Below are 21,039 nucleotides of genomic sequence, written 5' to 3' on the forward strand. Positions count from 1 at the left end.
ACCCAGGGGAAGGCGACCCCGGAGGCCAGCAGGCGTACGCGGGGAGCCGCTGACGTGGCATGGGCGCCGCCGTTCGTCTCGACGGCCGCGACGCGGTGCAGGCCGCGCAGGATGCCGTCGACGTCGACATCCGCAGGCTCGGCCGGCTGGGCGGTCGGCTCGTTGTAGACGGTCAGGTAGAAGATGACGTCCTCCGGCTCCGGGCCGTACATCCGCTCGAGCCCCGACCGCATGAGGTGGGCGACCTCGTAGCCGAACGCCGGGTCGTAGTGGACGACGGCGGGGTTCGTCGTGGCGAGCAGCGGGGAGTGCCCGTCGGCGTGCTGGAGGCCCTCCCCGGTGAGGGTGGTGCGCCCGGCGGTGGCGCCGATGAGGAAGCCACGGGCGAGCTGGTCGGCCATCGCCCAGATCGAGTCGCCGGTGCGCTGGAAGCCGAACATCGAGTAGAAGATGTAGAAGGGGATCATGTGCTCGCCGTGCGTGGAGTACGACGAGCCCGCCGCGATCGCCGACGCCATTGCGCCCGCCTCCGAGATGCCCTCGTGGAGCATCTGGCCCTGCGGCGACGTCTTGTAGGCGAGCAGCATGTCGCGGTCGACCGAGGTGTAGGTCTGCCCGGCGGGGTCGTAGACCTTGGCGCTCGGGAACATCGAGTCCATGCCGAACGTGCGGTACTCATCCGGTGCGATCGGCACGATCCGCTGGCCGATGACCGGGTCCTTCATCCAGTCGCGGAGCAGGCGCACCACCGCCATCGTGGTGGCGACCTGGTTCTTGCCGCCGCCCTTCTTCAGCTCGGCGTACGTCGCGTCGCCCGGAAGCGTGAGAGGACGGGAGCGGTCGACCCGTCGGGGGAGTGCGCCGCCGAGCGCGCGGCGGCGTTCGAGGAGGTAGTCGATCTCCGGGGAGTCGTCGGCGGGCCGGTAGAACGGCGCCGTCCCCGTGGCGTCGTAGAAGCCGTCGAGCTCCTTGTCGGTCATCGGCAGGTGGAGCCGGTCGCGGAACTTCTTGAGGTCGGCGAGGGTCAGCTTCTTCATCTGGTGGGTGGCGTTGCGGCCCTCGAGGGCGTCGATCGTCCAGCCCTTGATGGTGTGGGCCAGGATCACGGTCGGCTGGCCGACGGCGTTGGTCGCGGCCTCGAACGCGGCATAGACCTTGCGGTAGTCGTGACCGCCGCGCGGGAGCTTCTCGATCTGCTCGTCGGTGAGGTGCTCCACCATCTTGCGCAGGCGCGGATCGGGGCCGAAGAAGTGCTCGCGGTTGTAGGCGCCGTTCTCGACCGAGAAGGTCTGGAAGGCGCCGTCGGGCATGGTGTTCATCTGGTTGACCAGGACGCCGTCGACGTCGCGGGCGAGGAGGTCGTCCCACTCGCGGCCCCAGATCACCTTGATGACGTTCCAGCCCGCGCCGCGGAAGTTCGCCTCGAGCTCCTGGATGATCTTGCCGTTGCCGGTGACCGGGCCGTCGAGCTGCTGGAGATTGCAGTTGACCACCCAGACCAGGTTGTCGAGCTCCTCCCGGGCGGCCTGGCGGATCGCACCCATCGACTCGGGCTCGGCCATCTCGCCGTCGCCGAGGAAGGCCCACACCCGTTGCTCGGAGGTGTCCTTGATGCCGCGGTTGGCGAGGTAGCGGTTGAACCGCGCCTGGTAGATCGAGTTGATGCCGGTCAGGCCCATGGAGACCGTCGGGAACTCCCAGAAGTCGGGCATCAGCCGCGGGTGGGGGTAGGACGGCAGACCCTCGCCCTTGCCGTGCTGCACCTCCTGGCGGAACCGGTAGAGCTGCTGGTGGGTCAGCCGTCCCTCGAGGAACGCCCGGGCGTAGATGCCGGGGGAGGCATGGCCCTGGATGTAGAGCTGGTCGCCACCACCCGGGTGGTCCTTGCCGCGGAAGAAGTGGTTGAAGCCGACCTCGTAGAGGCTCGCGCTCGACTGGTACGTCGCGATGTGGCCGCCGACCCCCATGCCCGGGCGGTTGGCGTCGCTGACCATCACCGCGGCGTTCCACCGGATGATCGACCGGATCGTGCGCTCGACCTCCTCGTCGCCGGGGAACCACGGCTCGCGCTCGGGCGGGATGGTGTTGATGTAGTCGGTGCTGCGCAATGCGGGCACGCCGAGCTGGCGCTCGCGAGCGCGCTCGAGCAGCCGGAGCATGACGTAGCGGGCGCGCTCCGGCCCACGTGCCGTGACGAGGGCGTCGAAGCTCTCGATCCACTCCTGGGTCTCGCCGGGATCGATGTCGGGCAGCTGGGTCGGCATCCCCTCGTGGATCACGCGGGGGGAGACCTGGGGCGTGTCGTTGCTCACACCTGCATCGTGACACCCGGGTGGATGGAGCGCGAGGGCCGTCGCGGGTGCTGTGGGAGGGTTCATTCAGTGGTACCAGTGGGGTGAGGCTTGCGGGGTGAGGCCGTTGTCCGCTGGACTGGTGCCCATCTCCGGCATCGAGCCGGACCACACGAGAGGCCAGGAGGCGTCAGTTGAGTTCCACCACGGGCGATGAGTCCGTCCAGACATCCACAGTGGCAGGCCCGCTCGGGCTCAAGCCCGGCATGGCCGTCCAGGAGCTCGGGTGGGATGAGGACACCGACGACACCCTGCGCACAGCCATCGAGGACGCGATCGACGCCGACATGGTCGACGGCGACCAGGGCGACGTCGTCGACGTGGTCCTCCTCTGGTGGCGCGACGAGGACGGTGACCTCGTCGACGCGCTCGTCGACGCGCTGACCGACCTCGCCGGCGGCGGTGCCATCTGGTTGCTGACGCCCAAGGTCGGCCGTCCCGGGTCCGTGGACCCGGCCGACATCGCCGAGGCTGCACCCATCGCGGGCCTGTCGCAGACGACGTCGGCGTCGGTGAGCAAGGACTGGTCGGCGACGCGCCTCGTCGCGCCGAAGTCCGCCTCCCGCTGAGCAAACAGGAGCACCTGACGTGCAGAACATCCCCCAGGTCCTCCGGGTCCTCGCCGGCGGCGGCCTGATCCGTCCGGTCGGTCCCGTCGCGGGTGCCAAGGCGCTCTGCACGGTCGTCCGCTTCGGCATCGGCCCGGCGGGTGGCTTCACCGCCCTCGCCGACCGGGCGCCCCGCACGGTGGGCCTGGTCGACGAGCTGGGCGAGCTCACCTACAAGCAGATGGACGAGCGCTCCAACGCGCTCGCCCATGCGCTTGCTGGCCTCGGGGTCGGGGAGGGCGACAGCGTCGCGATCATGTGCCGCAACCACCGCGGCTTCGTCGACGCCTCGATCGCGACCGCGAAGCTCGGCGCCGACGTGCTCTACCTCAACACCGCGTTCGCCGGGCCGCAACTGAGTGAGGTCATCGACCGCGAGAAGCCGACGGTCGTCGTCTACGACCAGGAGTTCACCGGCCTGCTCGCTGCGGTCGAGGGGGTCATCCGCGTCCTCGCGTGGGTCGACGGCGAGACCGCCGGCGTTCCCGATGTCGAGAGCCTGATCGCTGCCGGCCCGATCCGACCGGTCAAGCCGCCGAAGCGCCAGGGCCGCATCATCATCCTGACCTCCGGCACCACTGGCACGCCGAAGGGTGCGCCGCGCTCCGAGGCCGGCCTCGACGCCGGCGCGGCGCTCATGTCGCGCATCCCGTTGAAGCGTGGCCAGCGGGTCCACATCGCAGCGCCCCTCTTCCACACCTGGGGGCTGGCCCACTTCCTGCTGGCGATGCTGCTCGAGACCACGCTGGTGCTGTCGCGCCGCTTCGACCCCGAGCAGTTCCTGCGGATCCTCGACGAGCAGCGCTGCGACGGCGCGGTCGTCATCCCGGTCTTCCTCCAGCGCGTGCTCCACCTGCCCGAGGACGTCCAGAAGAAGTACGACCTCTCGCGCCTGAAGGTCGTCGCCTCCTCCGGCTCGGCGCTCCCCGGTGACCTGGCCACCGAGTGGATGGACGCCTTCGGCGACAACCTCTACAACGTCTACGGCTCCACCGAGGTCGCCTACGCCTCGATCGCGACGCCCGAGGACATGCGCGCCGCGCCGGGCACCGCCGGCAAGCCGCCGCTCGGAGCGGTGGTGCGCCTCTACGACAGCAACGACAAGCCCGTCGGCCCGCGCGACTCCGGCCGGATCTTCGTGGGCAACTCGATCCTCTTCGAGGGCTACACCGGAGGCGGCGGCAAGGCGGTCATCGACGGCCTGATGTCCTCGGGCGACGTCGGCCGCTTCGACAGCGAGGGCCGGCTCTTCGTCGAGGGCCGCGACGACGACATGATCGTCTCCGGCGGAGAGAACCTCTTCCCCCAGGAGGTCGAGGACTGCCTCGTGCGCCACGACGCGGTCGTCGAGGCGGCCTGTGTCGGCGTCGACGACCCGGCGTTCGGCAAGCGCCTGCGGGGCTTCGTCGTCGTCGAGGACGGCATGGCCGTCTCCGAGGACGACCTCAAGGACTGGGTCAAGGAGAACCTCGCGCGCTTCAAGGTGCCCCGCGAGATCGTCTTCGTGCCCGAGCTTCCGCGCAACGCGACCGGCAAGATCCTCAAGCGGGAGCTCGTGACCTGGACTCCGGAGTCCTGACCGTGACCTCATCGGCCATCACGGGTCGCCCGGGCATCGGCGACCTGGCACCGGACTTCACGCTGCGCGACCAGTTCGGGCAGGACGTCAGCCTCTCGGCGTACCGGGGGCGCAAGTCGGTGCTGCTCTTCTTCTACCCGTTCGCCTTCTCCGGGGTGTGCACCGGCGAGCTCGGGGGAGTGCGTGAGCGCCTCGACGAGTTCCTCACCTTCGACAGTGAGCTGCTGGCCATCTCGTGCGACCCGACGTACAGCCTGCGGGCCTTCGCCGACCAGGACGGCCTCAACTTCCCGCTGCTCTCGGACTACTGGCCGCACGGCGCGGTGACCTCGTCGTACGGCGTGTTCAACGAGGTCAAGGGGTCGCCGGAGCGCTCCTCCTTCCTCATCGACACCGACGGCGTCATCCGCTGGACGATGCACAACGAGCGTCATGACGCGCGCGACCTGGACGAGCACCTGGCCCAGCTCCGCGCCCTGGTCTGACCCGAGATTTCATGTGATCGCGCGGACTGGTCTGGACCAGATCACGACCTGATCACGTTTTTTCCGGATTTGGCAGACAAGTCCCGCGAGGTGCGCCACGATTCAACTGCTGCGACCGCTGGGGACCCGAGACCCCGGCGGTCGCAGCTTTTTCTCTCCCGGCCGATTCCGCCCGCGGTGCGCGACTCGCGTAGGGTGCCGGAGGCCCCGTTGCGGGCGCCAGGGCGTGTAGCTCAGCGGTAGAGCACTTGGTTTACACCCATGTGGTCGGGGGTTCGATCCCCTCCGCGCCCACCGTTCGTCGCGGCGTACGTGCCGCTGGCCGACGCGCCTCTCGCCAGCCTGTCGTGGCTCGTGCCAGAGTCGCTCCATGAACGTGGCATTCAGCGTCCGTGACTTCCTCGACCGAGCCGAGACCGTGTACGCCGACCGCGTCGGCGTCGTCGACGAGCCCGACCAGCCGGCGTCCCCGCTCGGCGGAGGAGAGCTCACCTGGCGAGAGGTGGCCGACCTGGCCCGCCGCCAGGCCGCGCGCCTCGATGCCCTTGGCATCGCTCCCGGTGACCGGGTCGCCGTCGTCTCGCAGAACAGCGGCCGCCTGCTGACGTCGTTCTTCGGCGTCTCGGGCTGGGGCCGCGTGCTGGTGCCGGTCAACTTCCGGCTGTCGCGCGACGAGGTCGCCTACATCGTCGAGCACTCCGGTGCACGGGTGCTCTTCGTCGACCCGGAGCTCGACGAGGCGCTGGCCGACATCGAGGTGGAGCACCGGTTCGTGCTCGGTCGCGACGAGGAGCTCTACGCACCCGCCGGCGCCGAGCCGAAGGAGTGGGAGCCCGACGAGTCCGCGACCGCCACGATCAACTACACCTCGGGCACGACCGCGCGGCCCAAGGGCGTGCAGATCACTCACCGCAACATCTGGACCAACACGGTCGTCTCCGGCCTGCACATGGGCCTGACCGACCGCGACGTCTACCTCCACACGCTGCCGATGTTCCACGCCAACGGCTGGACGATGCCCTTCGTCACCACCGGCCTCGGCATCAAGCAGGTCGTCCTGCGCAAGGTCGACGGCACCGAGATCCTGCGACGGGTGCGCGACCACGGCGTCAGCCTGATGTGCGCGGCGCCTGCCGTCATCAACGCGGTACTCGACGCGCTGCCCACCTGGGAGGGCGAGGTGCCGGGCCGCGACCGGGTGCGGGTGGTCGTCGCAGGAGCGCCGCCGCCGACCAAGACGATCGCCCGCATGGAGCGCGAGCTGGGCTGGGAGTTCATCCAGATCTACGGGCTCACCGAGACCTCGCCGCTGCTCACCGTCAACCGCACGCGCCAGGAGTGGGACGACCTGACCGAGGAGGAGCGCGCGGCCAAGCTGGTCCGCGCGGGGGCGCCGGCGCTGGGGATCAAGGTCAGGGTCGACGGGCAAGGTGAGGTGCTGGCGCGAGGCAACCACGTGCTCGAGGGCTACTGGGAGCAGCCCGAGGCCTCCGCCGACGCCCTGGTCGACGGCTGGTTCCACACCGGCGACGGCGGCACGCTCGACGACGAGGGCTACCTGACGATCAGCGACCGCAAGAAGGACGTGATCATCACCGGTGGCGAGAACGTCTCCTCGATCGAGGTCGAGGACTGCCTCTTCTCCCACCCGGCGGTCGCCGAGGTCGCCGTGATCGGCGTACCGAGTGAGAAGTGGGGCGAGACGATCAAGGCGCTCGTCGTCCTCGCGCCGGGAGCCTCGGCCGATGAGGCCGAGCTGATCGCCTGGTGCAAGGCGAAGCTCGCCGGCTACAAGTCGCCGACGTCGGTCGAGGTCCGCGATGTCCTCGCGCGCACGGCGACGGGCAAGCTGCAGAAGTTCAAGCTCCGTGCGCCGTACTGGGAGGGGCGCGAGCGCGGTGTGAACTGAGTGGCCTGCCCGGGCGCCCCTAGGCTGGGCGCATGAGCCAGACCCTCGGTGACGTCGTCTCCCTGCTGCACACCTGGTACCCGCCGTCGACGGCCGACTCCTGGGATGCCGTCGGCCTCGTGCTCGGCGACCCGGAGCAGCCCGTGCGGAAGGTCCTCTTCGCGGTCGACCCGACCCTCGAGGTCGCGCAGGAGGCGGCCGACTGGGGCGCCGACCTGCTCGTCGTCCACCACCCGCTCTTCCTCACACCGGTCAACGGGTTCGCCGCGACGACCCCGAAGGGGCGCACGGCGGCGACCCTCGTGAAGGCCGGATGCGCACTGCTGACCGCTCACACCAACGCCGACCAGGCCGAGGACGGCGTCTCCGAAGCGATGGCGAAGGCACTCGGCCTCGAGGACCTCGCGCCGATCGTCCCGGGGTCCGGAGGCGACTTCGACAGGTTGATCGTCTATGTGCCCGCCGACGCCGCTCCGCCGGTGCGGGCGGCGATGGCGGAGGCCGGGGCGGGTCAGCTCGGCCACTACGACCACTGCTCGTGGCAGAGCGCGGGCGAGGGGCGGTTCCGCCCGCTGGAGGGCGCCGACCCGGCGATCGGCACCGTCGGCACGCTCGAGGTCGTGCCCGAGGAGCGGATCGAGGTCGTCCTGCCGCGCGCGCGGCGCACGGCGGTGGTGCGGGCGATGATCGCCGCCCACCCCTACGAGGAGCCGGCGTACAACCTGGTCGAGATGGTCGACCCCGGTCTCGCCTCGACCGGGACCGGCCGGCGGGGCACCGTCGCGCCGATGTCGCTCGCCGCGTTCGCAGAGCACGTGGCTGCGGTGCTTCCCGAGACGGTGGGTGGCATCCGGGTCGCGGGGGACCCCGAGCGGGAGGTGAAGCGGGTCGCCGTGTGCGGCGGTGCCGGCGACTTCCTGCTGGACCGGCTCGCTGGCTCCGACCTCGACGTCTTCGTCACCTCGGACCTCCGCCACCACCGTGCCTCGGAGTTCGTGGAGGCCGGAGGGCCTGCGCTCGTCGACGTCTCCCACTGGGCGGCGGAGTCGATGTGGCTCCCGGTGGTCAGTGGCAAGCTGCAGGAAGCGCTGGGCGATACGGTGGAGACCCGCGTGAGCGAGATCCGCACGGATCCGTGGACCACGCGCCTCTGATCTCTCGACAACTCAACCCAGGAGTCACCCAAGGTGAAGGCCGATCCCGCCATCCAGGCACAGCTTCTCGACGTCGCGGAGCTCGACGCCCGCATCGCCCAGCTGACCCACCAGCTGAAGTCGCTGCCGGAGATCGCCGAGCTCGCCGCGCTGACCGCCGAGGAGAGCGAGCGCACCAACCGGATGCGCGACGCGAAGATCCGGGTCGACGACCTCACCAAGGAGCAGAAGAAGGCGGACGCCGACGTCGAGCAGGTGAAGGTCCGCCGTGAGCGCGACCGGTCACGGCTCGAGCAGGGGCTGATCACCGACCCCAAGCAGATCCAGGCGATGACCCACGAGCTGGAGTCCCTCGAGCGTCGCATCGGCGTCCTCGAGGACGAGGAGCTCGAGGTGATGGAGATGCTCGAGGCGGCGCAGATGGAGCACGACAAGGCCGCCGCCGAGGTCGCGGACTCGGTCTCGCGACGCGAGGAGCTCGAGGCCCGGCGTGCCGAGAAGTCGGTCTCGATCGAGCGCGAGCTCGAGGGCGCCCGTCGCCGTCGTGCCGAGGCCGTCGGCGGCGTCGACGCACCGCTGCTCGCCCTCTACGACCGCCTCCACGAGTCGCGCGGCATCGGCGCAGCCGCGCTCCGCGCCCGCACCTGTGGCGGCTGCCAGCTCACCCTCAACGCCGGCGACCTCGCCGTTCTCGCGAAGGCTCCGGCCGACGAGGTGCTGCGCTGCCCCGAATGCGACCGGATCCTGGTCCGCACGTCCGAGTCGGGCATCTGACGCTGATGACCGGGGCGACCCAGGGCAACGCGGCGGGGCTCGACGGCTCCACGTCGACTGCGCCCGCACGAGGCTGGGGCCAGCCCGGCATGGCGCCCACGCGGATCATCCTCGTGCGCCACGGCGAGACCGACCACACCACCGACAAGCGCTTCTCGGGCGGCCTCGCCTCGGCGAACCCGCCGCTCAACGACCTCGGGCGCCGCCACGTCCGCGAGACCGCCGAGTGGCTGGCGACCGTGGCCGACCAGATCGACGTCGTCCTCTCCTCGCCCGTACGCCGGACGCTGGAGTCCGCCGAGATCGTCGCGGAGGTCCTGGGCAAGGACGAGGTCCTCGTGGACGACGGCTTCGCCGAGATGGAGTTCGGCCGCTGGGACGGCCTGACCTTCATGGAGGTCTCCGAGCAGCACCCCGAGGACCTGCACGCCTGGATGGGCGACATGGACCATCCGCCGGGCGGGGGAGAGTCGTTCCGCCAGGTCGAGGCGCGGGTGCTCGACGGGCTCGCGCGCGTGATCACGGCGCACGCCGGGCGCACGATCGCACTGGTCTCGCACGTCACGCCGATCAAGACCCTGGTCGCCCATGCGCTGGGAGCACCGCTCGACTCGCTCTACCGGATGGAGCTGCAGCCGGCGTCGGTGACGATGCTGTCGTGGTTCCTCGGCGGCGCCGAGGGTGACCAGCCCATGGCCTCGATGCGGCTCTTCAACGTGACACCCGGCGCGCACTGGGGTGGCGCCTTCCCGCTCTGAGCCTCAGAGCTCCGAGACCACCACGTCGAGCTGGGTGCCCTTCTTCGTCGGCTCGTGCACCTCGACGTCCCAGCCGAGCTCGACCAGCAGGTCGGCGAAGCCGTCGGGCGTGCGCGGGGTACCGCCGTGCTCGAGGACGGCGCGGACGATGCGCCCCTTCGTGGCCTTGTTGAAGTGGCTGACCACCTTGCGGGTGCCGTTGTGCTCGTGCAGGACCCGGACCGTGGCCACCTGCGGCGCGAGGTCGGCAGGCGGGCGCCAGAACGCGGCGTACATGCCGGACCGGAGGTCGACGAGCAGGCCGTTGCCGAGAGTCTCGCGCATGACGGGATCGAGCGCGTCGCGCCAGACTCCGGCGACGGCGCCGAGGCCGGGCAGGGCGACGTCGCCGGAGAGGCGGTACGCCGGGATGGCGTCGCTGGGCCGGACCATGCCGAAGAGCGAGGACGCGATGCCGACGCGGGCGGTGGCGCGGCGCTTGGCGGCGGGCGAGAGCGTGGCGAAGTCGAGCGCGTCGTAGAGGACGCCGGTGTAGATCCGGTCGGCGCGAGCGGTCGCCGCGGTGCGCAGCCCGGCGTTCTGGTGCACGAGGTCGCTCTGCGACGGACCGAGGCCGAGGGTGGCAGCGGCGTGCGAGAGGAGCACGGCGTTCTGCGTGGGGACCGACGGGTCGCGCTGGACGTCGCAGAGCTCGATGAGGGCCTCGAGGACGCGTTCGCGAGCAGGCGTCAGCGCGGGGGAGCCGAGCGAGGCGAGGTCGAGCGGCTTTCCACGCCGGGGCGCGGCCTTGCCCTCGCTCGGGGGAAGCAGGATCAACACGCCCCAAGGCTAAGGGCGCGCAGGCATGGAAACCCCTACTGGTTAAGGTGCTGGACATGGCGAAGCGCGTGGTCCGGGTCCATTCCGTTGCCGATGGCGTGGCGGCTGCCACGCTCCGCGAGGGCATTGCCGCCCTCCAGGCGGAGCTGGGGGTGACTCCCGCGTTCCCGGCCGAGATCGACGCTGCCGCGGAGGCGGCGGCCGCCAGCCCGCGCCTCCCGGAGCTGGACCGCACCGACGTGCCGCTGGTCACCATCGACCCCGAGGGCGCGATGGACCTCGATCAGGCACTGCACATCGAGCGGTCCGACGCCGGTTTTGTCGTCCACTACGCGATCGCCGACCTGGCCGCCTTCATCACGCCCGGGGACCCCGTCGACGTCGAGGCCAACCAGCGCGGCGAGACCCTCTACGGCGCCGACGACAAGGTGCCGCTCCACCCGAAGGCGATCTCGGAGGCCGCCGGCTCGTTGCTGCCCGACGCCGTCCGGCCGGCGCTGCTGTGGACGATCGAGCTCGACGCGCGGGGCAACCAGACGGCCGGCAAGGTCGAGCGCGCTCTGGTGAAGTCACGGGCACAGCTCACCTATGACGGGGTGCAGGGCGACATCGACACGGGCAGCGCCGATCCGGTCTTCGGTCTGCTCCAGGAGGTGGGCGAGCTCCGCCTCGCGCTCGAGGCGGAGCGTGGTGGCGTGACGCTGCCGATCCCCGAGCAGGAGATCGACATCGACGGCGACACGTGGCGCCTGGAGTTCCGGGCGCAGGCCCCGGTCGAGCAGTGGAACGCCCAGATCTCGCTCCTCACCGGCATGGCGGCGGCGAGGATCATGCTCGACGGCGGCGTCGGCCTCCTCCGCACGCTGCCCGACCCGGACCCCCGCGACGTCGCGCGGCTCCGGCGTACGGCGCAGGCGCTGAAGGTCGACTGGCCCGCGGGGCTGGCCTACCCGGCGTTCATCCGCACGCTCGACCCCACGAAGCCGTCGCACGCTGCCATGGCCAACGCCTGCACGCGGCTGCTCCGCGGCGCGGGCTACGTCGGCTTCAACGGCACGCCGCCGAAGCAGGCGCGGCACAGCGCTATTGCGGCGGAGTACGCCCACGTGACTGCTCCTCTGCGTCGGCTCGTCGACCGCTACGCGCTCGAGTGCTGCGTCGCACTCTGCGCCGGCGAGCCCGTGCCGGACTGGGTGCTCGAGAAGCTCGCCGTGGTGCCGGAGGCAATGCGTGACTCCGGACGCCGCGCGAGCGCGTACGAGCGCGGCGTCGTCGACCTGGTCGAGGCCGGCGTGCTCGCGCCGCACGTCGGCGAGAGCTTCACCGCGGTCGTCGTGGACGTCTCGCCGAAGGAGCCCACGAAGGGGAGGGTCACCGTCGAGTCGCACGCGATCGAGGCCGACGCGACCGGCACCGGCACCCTGCCGCTGGGCGAGGAGATCACGGTCAAGCTGGTCGAGGCCGACCCTGCGAAGCGGCGGGTCACCTTCACAGCCTGAGTAGGGCGCCGCCGTGCCCTAGACTCGCTGCTGCGGAAGGGCTGGCCGGGCGACCGCGTTCGCTCCCTCGGGAGCGGCCGAGGAAGGTCCGGGCTCCACAGGGCAGGGTGGTCGCTAGCGGCGACCCGGGGTGACCCGCGGGACAGTGCCACAGAGAACAGACCGCCTGCTGCTGACTCCGGTCAGGGGCAGGTAAGGGTGAAACGGTGGTGCAAGAGACCACCAGTACGCCGGGTGACCGGCGTAGCTAGGTAAACCCCACCCGGAGCAAGTTCAAACAGTGTGTGGGACCGGCTCGCCGGTCAGAAGGCGGCCCGCCGGAGCACACGGGTAGAGCGCTCGAGCCTGTCGGCAACGGCAGGCCTAGATGGATGGTCGCCAGCCGGTCGGTCGTGAGGCCGGCCGGGGAACAGAACCCGGCCTATGAGCCAGCCCTTCCGCTTCTACCCCTCTGACCTGCGGAAACGCGTCTCTGGACTTGGCTCAGTCCGCAAAGAGTCCGCAGGATCGGGAAACAGCGCTGTCTGAATGACGTGGCGGGCATGGTCGGATTCATCGCCCATCAGGTGCCCGTAGGTGTCCAGTGTCTCGGTCGCGGACTTGTGTCCGAGGTACTTCTGCAGCGCCTTGATCGAGGTCCCTGCACGAAGGTGCTCAGATGCGAAGTAGTGACGGAGGTCGTGCGGAGTCACGTCCTTGCCCACCTCGCCGACGGCGATCGACCACGCGCGGTGAAGAGTCCCCGGTCGCAGTGCGCTTCCGATCGTCGTTGTGAAGATCAGGCCGGTCTTGTGGACGCCGTGGTCTTCGACGTGGGCCGTGATCGTTTCGAGGACGCCGTCTGCCACCGGGATGACGCGCTCCGACGCCTCCGTCTTGGTCTGCGCCCACCTAGGCTCGTCCGCGGTTGCCCGGCGGTCGATCTGCCTGTCGACCAGGATCGTGCGACCAGTGAAGTCCACGCGGTCCCAGGTCAGTCCGAGGAGCTCGCCTCGGCGCATACCCGTCCCAGCACCTACAGTCACGAGCGCCTTGTACTGGTCGGCCATCGCGTTGCGGATCTCGCTGACCGTGTGCGTGTCGATCGGCACCAACAACTCCGCGGCCCGGAGGCGCGGGAGGTCCTTGGAGCGGATGTCGTCGCAGGGCGACTCCGCCAACTTGCGGTCCCGCACAGCGGCCCGGAGAACGGTCGCCAGCACGGTGTAGCGGTGGTTCACTGTCGACGCGGCCGCAATCCGGTCCCAGGCCTTGACCAGGCGCTTGATGTCCGACGTCCGGATCTGGTCCAGCGGGACATCTCCCAGGGTCGGGTAGATGTGGAGTCGGAGGACGGACTCAAACGACTCCTCAGTACCCCTGGAGTGCAGCTTGTCAGCGCGCCAGGACTCGGCGAACTCCTTGAGCTGCGTCCTCGCATGGCGGGGATCGACATAGCGCCCGGTCAGCAGGTCGGTGGTGACCTCATCGAGCCACCGCTGCGCATCGAGCTTGCGTATGAAGTGCCGTGAGTGCTCGCGACCATCCCGGTCCCGATAGCGGGCACGGAACTTTCCGTTTGGTCGCTTCTGGATGCTCGCCACGGCGGTCGATCAGACCTGGTGTGAGGAAGGAGTGGGCGTCACGGACTCACCTGCGAATGGTTCGTTTGTTCCTCTAGCCAGACCAGAAGGTCCGCACGCCAGTAGCGGACGTGCCTCCCGATCTTGAAACTGTGCGGCCCGCTTCCCTGGTGGCGCCAGTACCGGAGCGTTCCCTCGGGCACGCGGAGGAGCTCGCATGCCTCCGAGATCGTGAGCATGTCGTCGCCGTTTACGTGTGGCAGATGTGTGTGGGGCGCCGACGTGCTTGATCCTTCACCTGCCAAGCGCTTCGCCATCATCTCGACCTCCCGAGTCGGTAGTGAGCCTAGGAACTTCGTGGGATTGCTGAATTCGTTCTCCACAGGTCGGTTCCAGCGGGCCGGCGCGTGTGAGTACCTTGGCGCGCTCGTACTCCTCCTTCCATGCCCGTCGCTGTGCGATGGATCGGGCGATGGTTGCGGCGTAGCTGCGTTGTTCGACAGGCACGTCCTCCCAGACGAAGCGGGGGAGTCCGTCAGATGCGAGGACGTCGGTTGCGAGGCGCCGGGCTTCGGGTGCTTCGATACCGGCTTCCTCGAGGACGGCGCGTACGACGGCGGAGCGGTCGGCGCGATGGTCGTCGAGGGTCTTGCCGGTCCAGTGCCGTGACACCAGGACGCGGCGTCCGCCGAGCCCGACGCAGTCGCGGTCGTGCGCCTTGGACGGGCACTGACCAGGGACGAGGTCGGGTTCGGGGTCCCTGGGCGTGACGCCATAGCGGAGCCAGTTGGCGCAGGTCTCAGAGCAGGGGAGCCATCGGGTCTGCTGATGGATCAGGTCGATGTGTGCCTCGTACGCGCCGTCGGAGTCGGATGCGTCCGCGTAGGTCTCCGCCACCGCCTTGGTCAGGTACTTGCAGAGGTAGGAGACCGCGCGACTTGTCTGCTCGGTGCCGCCGACGATCCCCTTGATGTCGAGCTGGCGCCCAAACCGGACGACGTGCATTGGTTCGCCATCGATGTCGACCTGGTCGAGGGCTTCGTCCCAGGAGGGCAGCAGCTCGCCGGTCTCGGGGTCGAAGTAGCACAGCGTGACCGGGTCCCACTTCGGGAGCCGGTCGCCCCGCAGCTCGTCGTACTTCACGACCTCGATAGACGGCCACCAGACCGCGCAGTAGGTCGCGGCGGTGACCTGGCGCAGGACATCGCGGGGGATCGCGCCCCGCAGAGCCGCGTGCAGGTGTGGTGCCAGCCGACGCTGTGGTTCGACGGCTGCGAAGTACTGCACCTTGTAACCGGCGCAGCGGCGCAGGTTCTGCCACCACCGGTCAACGGTGCGGGAGAAGAGCATCGCGTCCAGCGCAGCCCGCCGATAGTCGTAGGACGACGGGTCGACAGGTGCGCCGGTAGCGGCGTTGATCCGCCCGTAGCTGGGCAAGGTGAGGGTGACGAACATCGAGGGCCGGAAAATCGCGCCGGTCCTGGGATCGGTGAACGTGCGGCCGACGCTGGTGTGCTCCGGCTGAACCTTCGGCAGGTCAGGGAAGCCATCGAGTCGGCGGGTAGAGCGTGTACGCCGGTCGCTGGCGGCCTCGCCTTCGCCAGGATCCTCATCGAGGTCGTCGCCTTCGTCGAGGTCGACTGCCTCGGGCGGGAGCGGGTCATCGACGAGATGCCAGCCCTCCCGGCATTGCTGCATGCGCAGTCGCCTGGCCTTGTCCGCGCACGCCGGGCACACCTTTGCGCGGGTCGATCCACACGGGATGGGGACGGATGTGACCTCACCTGTCGCCCGGTCGGTGACCCGCCGAAGCAGTGGGCGGCGGCAGACACCAACGGTGTCAGCTGCGGACTGGACCATCGTGGTGTCCAGCGGAGGTGCAGTAGGCAGCGACGCCGGACTCACAACGCGCCCCCGAGCCGATCGATCCGCGCAGTCCCTGACAGGACGAACGCGACGGCGAGAGATCCGCAAGTGCTGATGGCGAACAAAGCGTTCACGGTCTGGAGCTCTATCGCCATCATCGATCGCGCGGTCCTTCAGAGGCGGATGTTCCGGCGAAACCTTTGGTGACTCCTTGAACCGAACCTGCTGAAGCGAAGTTCGCGCCGGCATCGAACGATGCTCCGGGTAGGCCCACGTCACGTCGGTTCCCCGGACCGGAGTCATCACGTCGCATACCTGTCATCACTCCTCCTGATAGCTGTAAGACTTCATCACGTCGATACGACCTCAGGTGCGGGGGATAAAGGCACCACCCCGACGGACACTTCAGGACGTCTAGGGGACGGCACGAACGTCCCTCGACGAGGTTGGACAGCGAGAGCAGGCGTTGACTGCTTCCGCAGAATGACGCTCCGGGCTCGGAACGGAGGAGGCGCGTTTCGAATCCAGGGTCCGTCGGAGCGGAGACTGAAAGTCGGTCCATTCTTGACATTCGTCTGCGGATGCCAACTTCGCTGCCCTAGAGTCACGCTCGACTGTTTCCGGGTAACAGAAGAGAGTTTGCTGTGCGCGCTGCTTCGCGTGGTGGTCGTTGGGTTTCGATGGCCCTGGTGGTGGCGCTCAGCGTCGGAGCTGCAGAGGCGTTGACTCTGCCGTCGGCAACGGCCGCCGATGTCCTGCCAACTCAGGTTGAGGGCACGGCTTCGGGCCTCTCGCACAAGGCTTCCGTGGAAGACACCGAAGCCGATCGTCGTGCTGCCCGGCACGATGCCGGCCCGGCCACGGGTGGGCTGAAGCGCGACGACCGTCTCGTCGAGCAGCCGGACCCGACGGACCCGACGGCGGAGGCGGGGAAGACCGCGGTTGCTGACACCGCTGCGCCCGCGGGCTTCGACGCGGCTACCAGCAAGGAACTCCCGGCGAAGGGCGCGAAGGACCGTCAGGTCTTCGTTAACCCCGATGGGTCCGAGACCACGCGGTATTACACCGACCGACAGATGTTCCGGGACGCCGATGGCGAGTGGCGTCGGATCGAATCCGACCTGGAGTCAGCCAATGGTCGTTGGAAGGTCAAGGCTGATGACCGCGGCAAGTCCTTCGCCGCCCGAGCGGATGCCGGCTCCCTGGCGTCGGTCGAGCTGGTTCCCGGTACGTCTGTGGGGTTCTCGTTGCGTGGTGCTGCGGCCTCGCAGGGCGCCGCCGCGGGCAATCGGGTCCGCTATGACGAGGTCCGTCCTGGTGCAGATCTGGAGCTGGAGGCGAATCCGCTCGGCCTCAAGGAAACGATCATCCTGAAGTCGCCCGAGGCGCCGACGGTGTGGGACTTTCCGCTCGACCTGAACGGCACCCGCGCCGAGCTCGTCGGACGTGAGGTTCAGCTTCTGGACGCTGACGGTGTCCAGGTCGGCCGGATTCCGCCGGGCTTCATGACCGACTCCAACATCGACCCCGGCACAGGGGACTCGCCGCGCTCCGAGGGCGTGACCTACACCCTCATCGACAGCGGTCAGACGCTTCGGGTCTCGGTCGACGAGGCATGGCTGGCGAAGCCGGAGCGCAAGTACCCCGTCTTCGTCGACCCGACTGTCACCACAGTCGAGACCAACGGCGACACGTACGTCATGGGGCCGTACACCAATGACTACTCCGGCGAGTCCGAGTTGAAGGTCGGCACCTACGACGGCGGTGCCCACAAGGCCGCGGCGCTCCTGCGGTTCAGCATGTCGGGCCTGACGAATCATAAGGTCACCGCGGCGACGCTGAACCTGCGCGCGACCCACTCCTACTCGTGTTCTGCACGTGACGTCGTCATTCGTCCGCTCACCGAGTCGTGGACGGTCTCGGGCAACAAGACGTGGCCGGGACCCTCCTGGGGCTCTGAGATCGCCCGCAAGAGCTTCGCCGCCGGCTACTCGTCCTCGTGCGCGGACAAGTGGGTCAACTTCGACGTCACCAGCACGGTCAATTCCTGGACGCACGGATCGACGAACAATGGCCTTCGGGTCGGCGCGGACGGGACCGACACCTATGCGTGGAAGAAGTTCGCGAGCGCGAACTCGACCAATGCGCCGTATCTGCAGATCACGCACACCGCCTACTGGGCGGACTACTCGACCCCGACGAACGTGGTGATGCCGACGGCCACCAAGACCGGGTCGGCGAAGATCACCGTCACGAACCGGTCGGCGGAAACGTGGACCCCGTCGTCGCACGTGCTGAGCTACCGGATCTGGGACACCACACCGAACCCGGACGTCGAACTCACTGCGTCGTCGTACCTGCTGAACACTGCCCTTCCGTCAAACGTCGCGATCAATGGGTCGGTGACGTTGACGGGCGGGATCCAGAAGCTGCCTCCGGGCAACTACCAACTGAAGTTCGACATGGTGAAGACCGGCGTGACGCGCTATTCGTCACAAGGTTCTCCGATGTCGAGCCCGGTCACGATCAGCATTGTCGCGGGGAAGCCGTCGATCACCTCGTGGTCGCCCAACGCCGGGTTCCAGGCGGACACCCGCACCCCGACGCTGGTTGCTACGGGTGAGGACTCCGACAACTACCCGAAGCCGCTGACGTACCAGTTCAAGCTCACCAAGCCGGACGGCGTCACCTTGGTGGCGGAATCGGCCTACGGCCCGTCGGCCTGGACCGTACCGGCCGGCAAGATGGAGTGGGGCAAGGGCTATCTGTGGTTCGTCCGCGCCACGGACGGCACCAACGTGAGCAGCTGGAGCCCGGGCATCGGGATCTCGGCCAAGGTGGGCCAACCCACTATCACCAGCCACCTGGGTGGCACCGATGACGGCCTCGACCCGGGCATCGGCAACTTCAGCACCAGCGCTGTGGACGCCATGGTCACCGTCGTCGGCCCCGACCTCGCGGTCGAGCGCACCTACAACAGCCTCGATTCGCGCGCAGACCGGGCGTACGGCGCCGGCTGGTCGACCGCCTGGGACATCGCCCTCACCCCGGAGGACGACGGCTCCGGCAATGTCCTGGTCACCTTCGCTGACGGCCAGCAGGCTCGATATGGACTCAACAGCGACGGCACCTACGCCACGCCGCCCGGCCAGCAGGGCACCTTGGTCGCCACATCGGGTGGCGGGTGGACACTGCGCGACGTCGGCGACGTGCGCTACCGCTTCGACGCGACTGGCGGGCTGCTGTCGATCACCGACGCCAGCGGCCATGTGCAGTCCCTGACCCGCGACGCGGCGGGCCATGTCACCCGGGCCACGGACGACGTGACTGGTCGTTACCTGGACTTCGACTGGACCAGCGGTCACGTCACGAAGGTCACGACTGGCCCGACTCCGGCTCTTGCCTACACCTACACATACTCCGGCGACACCCTGACCGAGGCGTGCGATCCCGAAGGCGCCTGCGTCGCCTACGACTACACCGTTGTCCCGCAGCAGCGCACCGTGCTCCTCGATGCCAACCCCACCGCTTATTGGCGCATGAACGACGCCGGCACGAGCGGCACCTCGGCCAGCGCCATCCCCGGCATCTGGCGGACCACCGACGCCACCCGCACGAACACCAGCGCCGGACGCACCGACCTGGTCGCGGGCAGCAATCTGGCCGCGTCCAGGTTCAACGGCACCTCCAGCAAGGTCACCCTCCCCGCCGGCCTGGTCCAAGGCGCACACCTGACCTTGGAGATGTGGTTCAACACCACGGCATCCGGCGCCCTTTTCGGCGCCCAGAACTGGGCCCTCGGCGGCACGGCCGGCACCCAGTCCTCGGCGACGCTCTACGTGGGCGCCGACGGCAAGCTTCGTGGCCTGCTCCCGAACGGTACGACCGCCCCGATGACCTCGACCGGCGTCGTCAACGACGGCACCTGGCACCACGTCGCGCTCTCGGGCGCCGGCGCCACCCAGTCGCTGTATCTCGATGGAAGCAAGGTCGCGACCGTGGCAGGCCAGATCAACTGGCAGGCAATGACGAATGAGCAGATCGGCGCAGCGTGGACCACCGGTGCCGTGTCTGCACCGGCCACCGGCGCGAGCTTCTTCAACGGCGACATCGCCGAGGTCGCGTTTTACCAGCGCCCACTCGGCGACGACCTGATCGCCGAGCACTTCGCCGCGCGCAACGGCGCCCCGAAGCTGACCACCGTCACCGAGCCCGGCCACACCGAGACCACGACGTCGCTGGCCTACGACGCGGCCGCTGAGCGCGTCTCCTCGAACCGCGACGCCAACGGCGGCACGTGGCGCCTGGGTTCTCCGGTCACCGCCAACGCCGGCACCTCCGTCGAGCCGGACTGGCGCACCACGATCACCGTCACCGACCCCGCAGACGCAGTCGCCACGTATGTCTACGACCCGATGCGCGGCGGCCAGATGATGTCGCTGAAGGCAGCTGGGGACGCAACCGCGACCACGTATGAGTACGACTCCGGCGGTTTCCCGTTCCAGATCACCGACCCGAACGGTCACGTCACCGAGCTGCGCCACGACGAGCGCGGCAACGAGATCTCCCGAACCCAGTGCCGCACAGCGGGCAGCGACTGCTACACCAGCTACCGCGACTACTACCTCAACCCGGCTGACCCGCTCGACCCGCGCAACGACCAGGTCACCGCCGCGCGCGACGAGCGTTCCGCCAACCAGAGCGACGACACCTACGCGACGACGTACACCTACTACGCCAACGGCGAGCTCGACACCGTCGCCGCACCCGGCGCCGCCGGTGGCGCGAAGCGAGTCACGAAGAACGTCTACACCGAGGGCAGCGAAGCGGCCATCGGTGGCGGCACCGCGCCTGCGTGGCTGCTGAAGACGGTCACCGAGCCCGGCGACAGGGTGACCAGCTACGCGTATCGCAGCAACGGCGACCTCGCCAGGGAAACCGACCCCGCGGGCCTGGTCACCACCTACGAGTACGACGGCATCGGCCGCAACACCGCCGAAACCACCATCTCCAGCACGGTCCCGTCAGGTGCGCGCACCACCTACGCCTACGACGGTGTCTCCCGGGTCCTCGAGGAAGTCGAGCCGGCCGTCACCAACGCCGTCACCGGCACCCGCACGCAGCAGAAGACGACCAACACCTGGCGTCCTGACGGCGAGCTGGACAAGGTCGTCGTCTCCGACGCGCTCGGCACCGCCTCCCGGACCACCGACTTCGGCTTCGACGGCTACGGCCGCGAGACCTCTGTCACCGAAGCCGATGGCGCGATCAGCCGGGTGACCTATGACCAGTTCGGCCAGGCCGCGACCCGCACCGACCCCGGCGGAACCGTCTGGACGTACACCTACACCGGCGGCAAGCGACAGCTCGCCACCACCAGGATCGACGAGTTCACCGGCGGCGACAGCCCCGCGACCGACGTCGTGCTCGAGTCCCGTGCCTACGACCCGGGCGGACGACTCGCCTCGGTCACCGACGCGATGGGCACGACGATCGAGTACACCTACTTCGACGACGACCTGCTCGCCGCCGAAACCGTGCTCGACTACAAGGACCCCAACACCAACGACGACCCGCGCCCGTTCGTCCTGACCTCCTACACCTACACCGGCACCGGCGCGGTCAAGGAGCTCACCGAGGGCGACGGCCGCTACACCACCGTCACGGCCTACGAC

General features: G+C 69.1%; 14 protein-coding genes, 1 tRNA gene and 1 other RNA gene. 11 read left to right on the plus strand and 5 right to left on the minus strand.

The features are described from left to right. Positions 1-2,264: pyruvate dehydrogenase (acetyl-transferring), homodimeric type (aceE, locus tag VLF38_RS14320; protein WP_325271930.1), on the minus strand; the 2,264-nt coding region annotated here is incomplete at its 3' end. A gap of 263 nt (positions 2,265-2,527) precedes the next feature. On the opposite strand from aceE, the gene VLF38_RS14325 reads away from it, so the two are divergent. The 8 genes from VLF38_RS14325 to VLF38_RS14360 all read left to right on the plus strand — a co-directional run bounded on the left by VLF38_RS14325 (position 2,528) and on the right by VLF38_RS14360 (position 9,618). Next, on the plus strand, positions 2,528-2,920 hold the full coding sequence (locus VLF38_RS14325; RefSeq protein WP_325271918.1) for a DUF3052 domain-containing protein: 393 nt from the start codon (positions 2,528-2,530) through the stop codon (positions 2,918-2,920). 19 nt (positions 2,921-2,939) lie between these two features. Continuing rightward, the gene (locus VLF38_RS14330) at positions 2,940-4,538 is read left to right on the plus strand and encodes an AMP-binding protein (RefSeq protein WP_325271919.1); all 1,599 of its coding nucleotides are present in this window, start codon (positions 2,940-2,942) and stop codon (positions 4,536-4,538) included. Positions 4,539-4,540: 2 nt separating this feature from the next. Beyond that, positions 4,541-5,023, plus strand: a complete 483-nt coding sequence (locus VLF38_RS14335; RefSeq protein ID WP_325271920.1) for a peroxiredoxin — start codon at positions 4,541-4,543, stop codon at positions 5,021-5,023. Positions 5,024-5,245: 222 nt separating this feature from the next. Next, a tRNA-Val gene (locus VLF38_RS14340) sits at positions 5,246-5,317 on the plus strand. Positions 5,318-5,393: 76 nt separating this feature from the next. Then, positions 5,394-6,932 (plus strand): AMP-binding protein, encoded by a 1,539-nt coding sequence (locus VLF38_RS14345; protein ID WP_325271921.1) that lies wholly within the window; start codon positions 5,394-5,396, stop codon positions 6,930-6,932. 32 nt (positions 6,933-6,964) lie between these two features. After that, a complete protein-coding gene (locus VLF38_RS14350) occupies positions 6,965-8,086 on the plus strand; it encodes a Nif3-like dinuclear metal center hexameric protein (protein ID WP_325271922.1) in 1,122 nt (373 codons plus the stop codon). 33 nt (positions 8,087-8,119) lie between these two features. Then, the gene (locus tag VLF38_RS14355; protein ID WP_325271923.1) at positions 8,120-8,860 is read left to right on the plus strand and encodes a zinc ribbon domain-containing protein; all 741 of its coding nucleotides are present in this window, start codon (positions 8,120-8,122) and stop codon (positions 8,858-8,860) included. 5 nt (positions 8,861-8,865) lie between these two features. After that, on the plus strand, positions 8,866-9,618 hold the full coding sequence (locus tag VLF38_RS14360; protein WP_325271924.1) for a histidine phosphatase family protein: 753 nt from the start codon (positions 8,866-8,868) through the stop codon (positions 9,616-9,618). Positions 9,619-9,621: 3 nt separating this feature from the next. On the opposite strand, the gene yaaA is transcribed toward VLF38_RS14360, so the two are convergent. After that, complete coding sequence (gene yaaA / locus VLF38_RS14365; RefSeq protein ID WP_325271925.1) at positions 9,622-10,437, minus strand: peroxide stress protein YaaA; 816 nt, start codon at positions 10,435-10,437, stop codon at positions 9,622-9,624. 56 nt (positions 10,438-10,493) lie between these two features. On the opposite strand from yaaA, the gene VLF38_RS14370 reads away from it, so the two are divergent. Beyond that, positions 10,494-11,936, plus strand: a complete 1,443-nt coding sequence (locus VLF38_RS14370) for an RNB domain-containing ribonuclease (RefSeq protein WP_325271926.1) — start codon at positions 10,494-10,496, stop codon at positions 11,934-11,936. Positions 11,937-11,973: 37 nt separating this feature from the next. Beyond that, positions 11,974-12,376: RNase P RNA component class A (gene rnpB / locus VLF38_RS14375), an RNA gene on the plus strand. A 3-nt stretch (positions 12,377-12,379) separates the two neighbouring features. On the opposite strand, the gene VLF38_RS14380 is transcribed toward rnpB, so the two are convergent. From VLF38_RS14380 to VLF38_RS14390, 3 genes are read right to left on the minus strand one after another with little or no spacing between them, the layout of a single operon-like run. After that, positions 12,380-13,519 carry a tyrosine-type recombinase/integrase gene (locus VLF38_RS14380; protein WP_325271927.1) on the minus strand — a complete coding sequence of 380 codons (1,140 nt, stop codon included), beginning with the start codon at positions 13,517-13,519 and terminating at the stop codon, positions 12,380-12,382. Between the two features lie 38 nt (positions 13,520-13,557). Next, positions 13,558-13,818, minus strand: coding sequence for a helix-turn-helix domain-containing protein (locus VLF38_RS14385; protein ID WP_325271928.1), 261 nt, complete (start codon positions 13,816-13,818; stop codon positions 13,558-13,560). Further along, complete coding sequence (locus VLF38_RS14390; RefSeq protein WP_325271931.1) at positions 13,793-15,667, minus strand: replication initiator; 1,875 nt, start codon at positions 15,665-15,667, stop codon at positions 13,793-13,795. The genes VLF38_RS14385 and VLF38_RS14390 overlap by 26 nt, the downstream gene beginning before the upstream one ends. A gap of 503 nt (positions 15,668-16,170) precedes the next feature. Here VLF38_RS14390 and VLF38_RS14395 point away from each other — a divergent pair. Next, positions 16,171-21,039: DNRLRE domain-containing protein (locus VLF38_RS14395; RefSeq protein WP_325271929.1), on the plus strand; the 4,869-nt coding region annotated here is incomplete at its 3' end.

The sequence above is a fragment of the Nocardioides sp. genome, from assembly GCF_035481145.1.
Taxonomy (GTDB): Bacteria; Actinomycetota; Actinomycetes; order Propionibacteriales; family Nocardioidaceae; genus Nocardioides.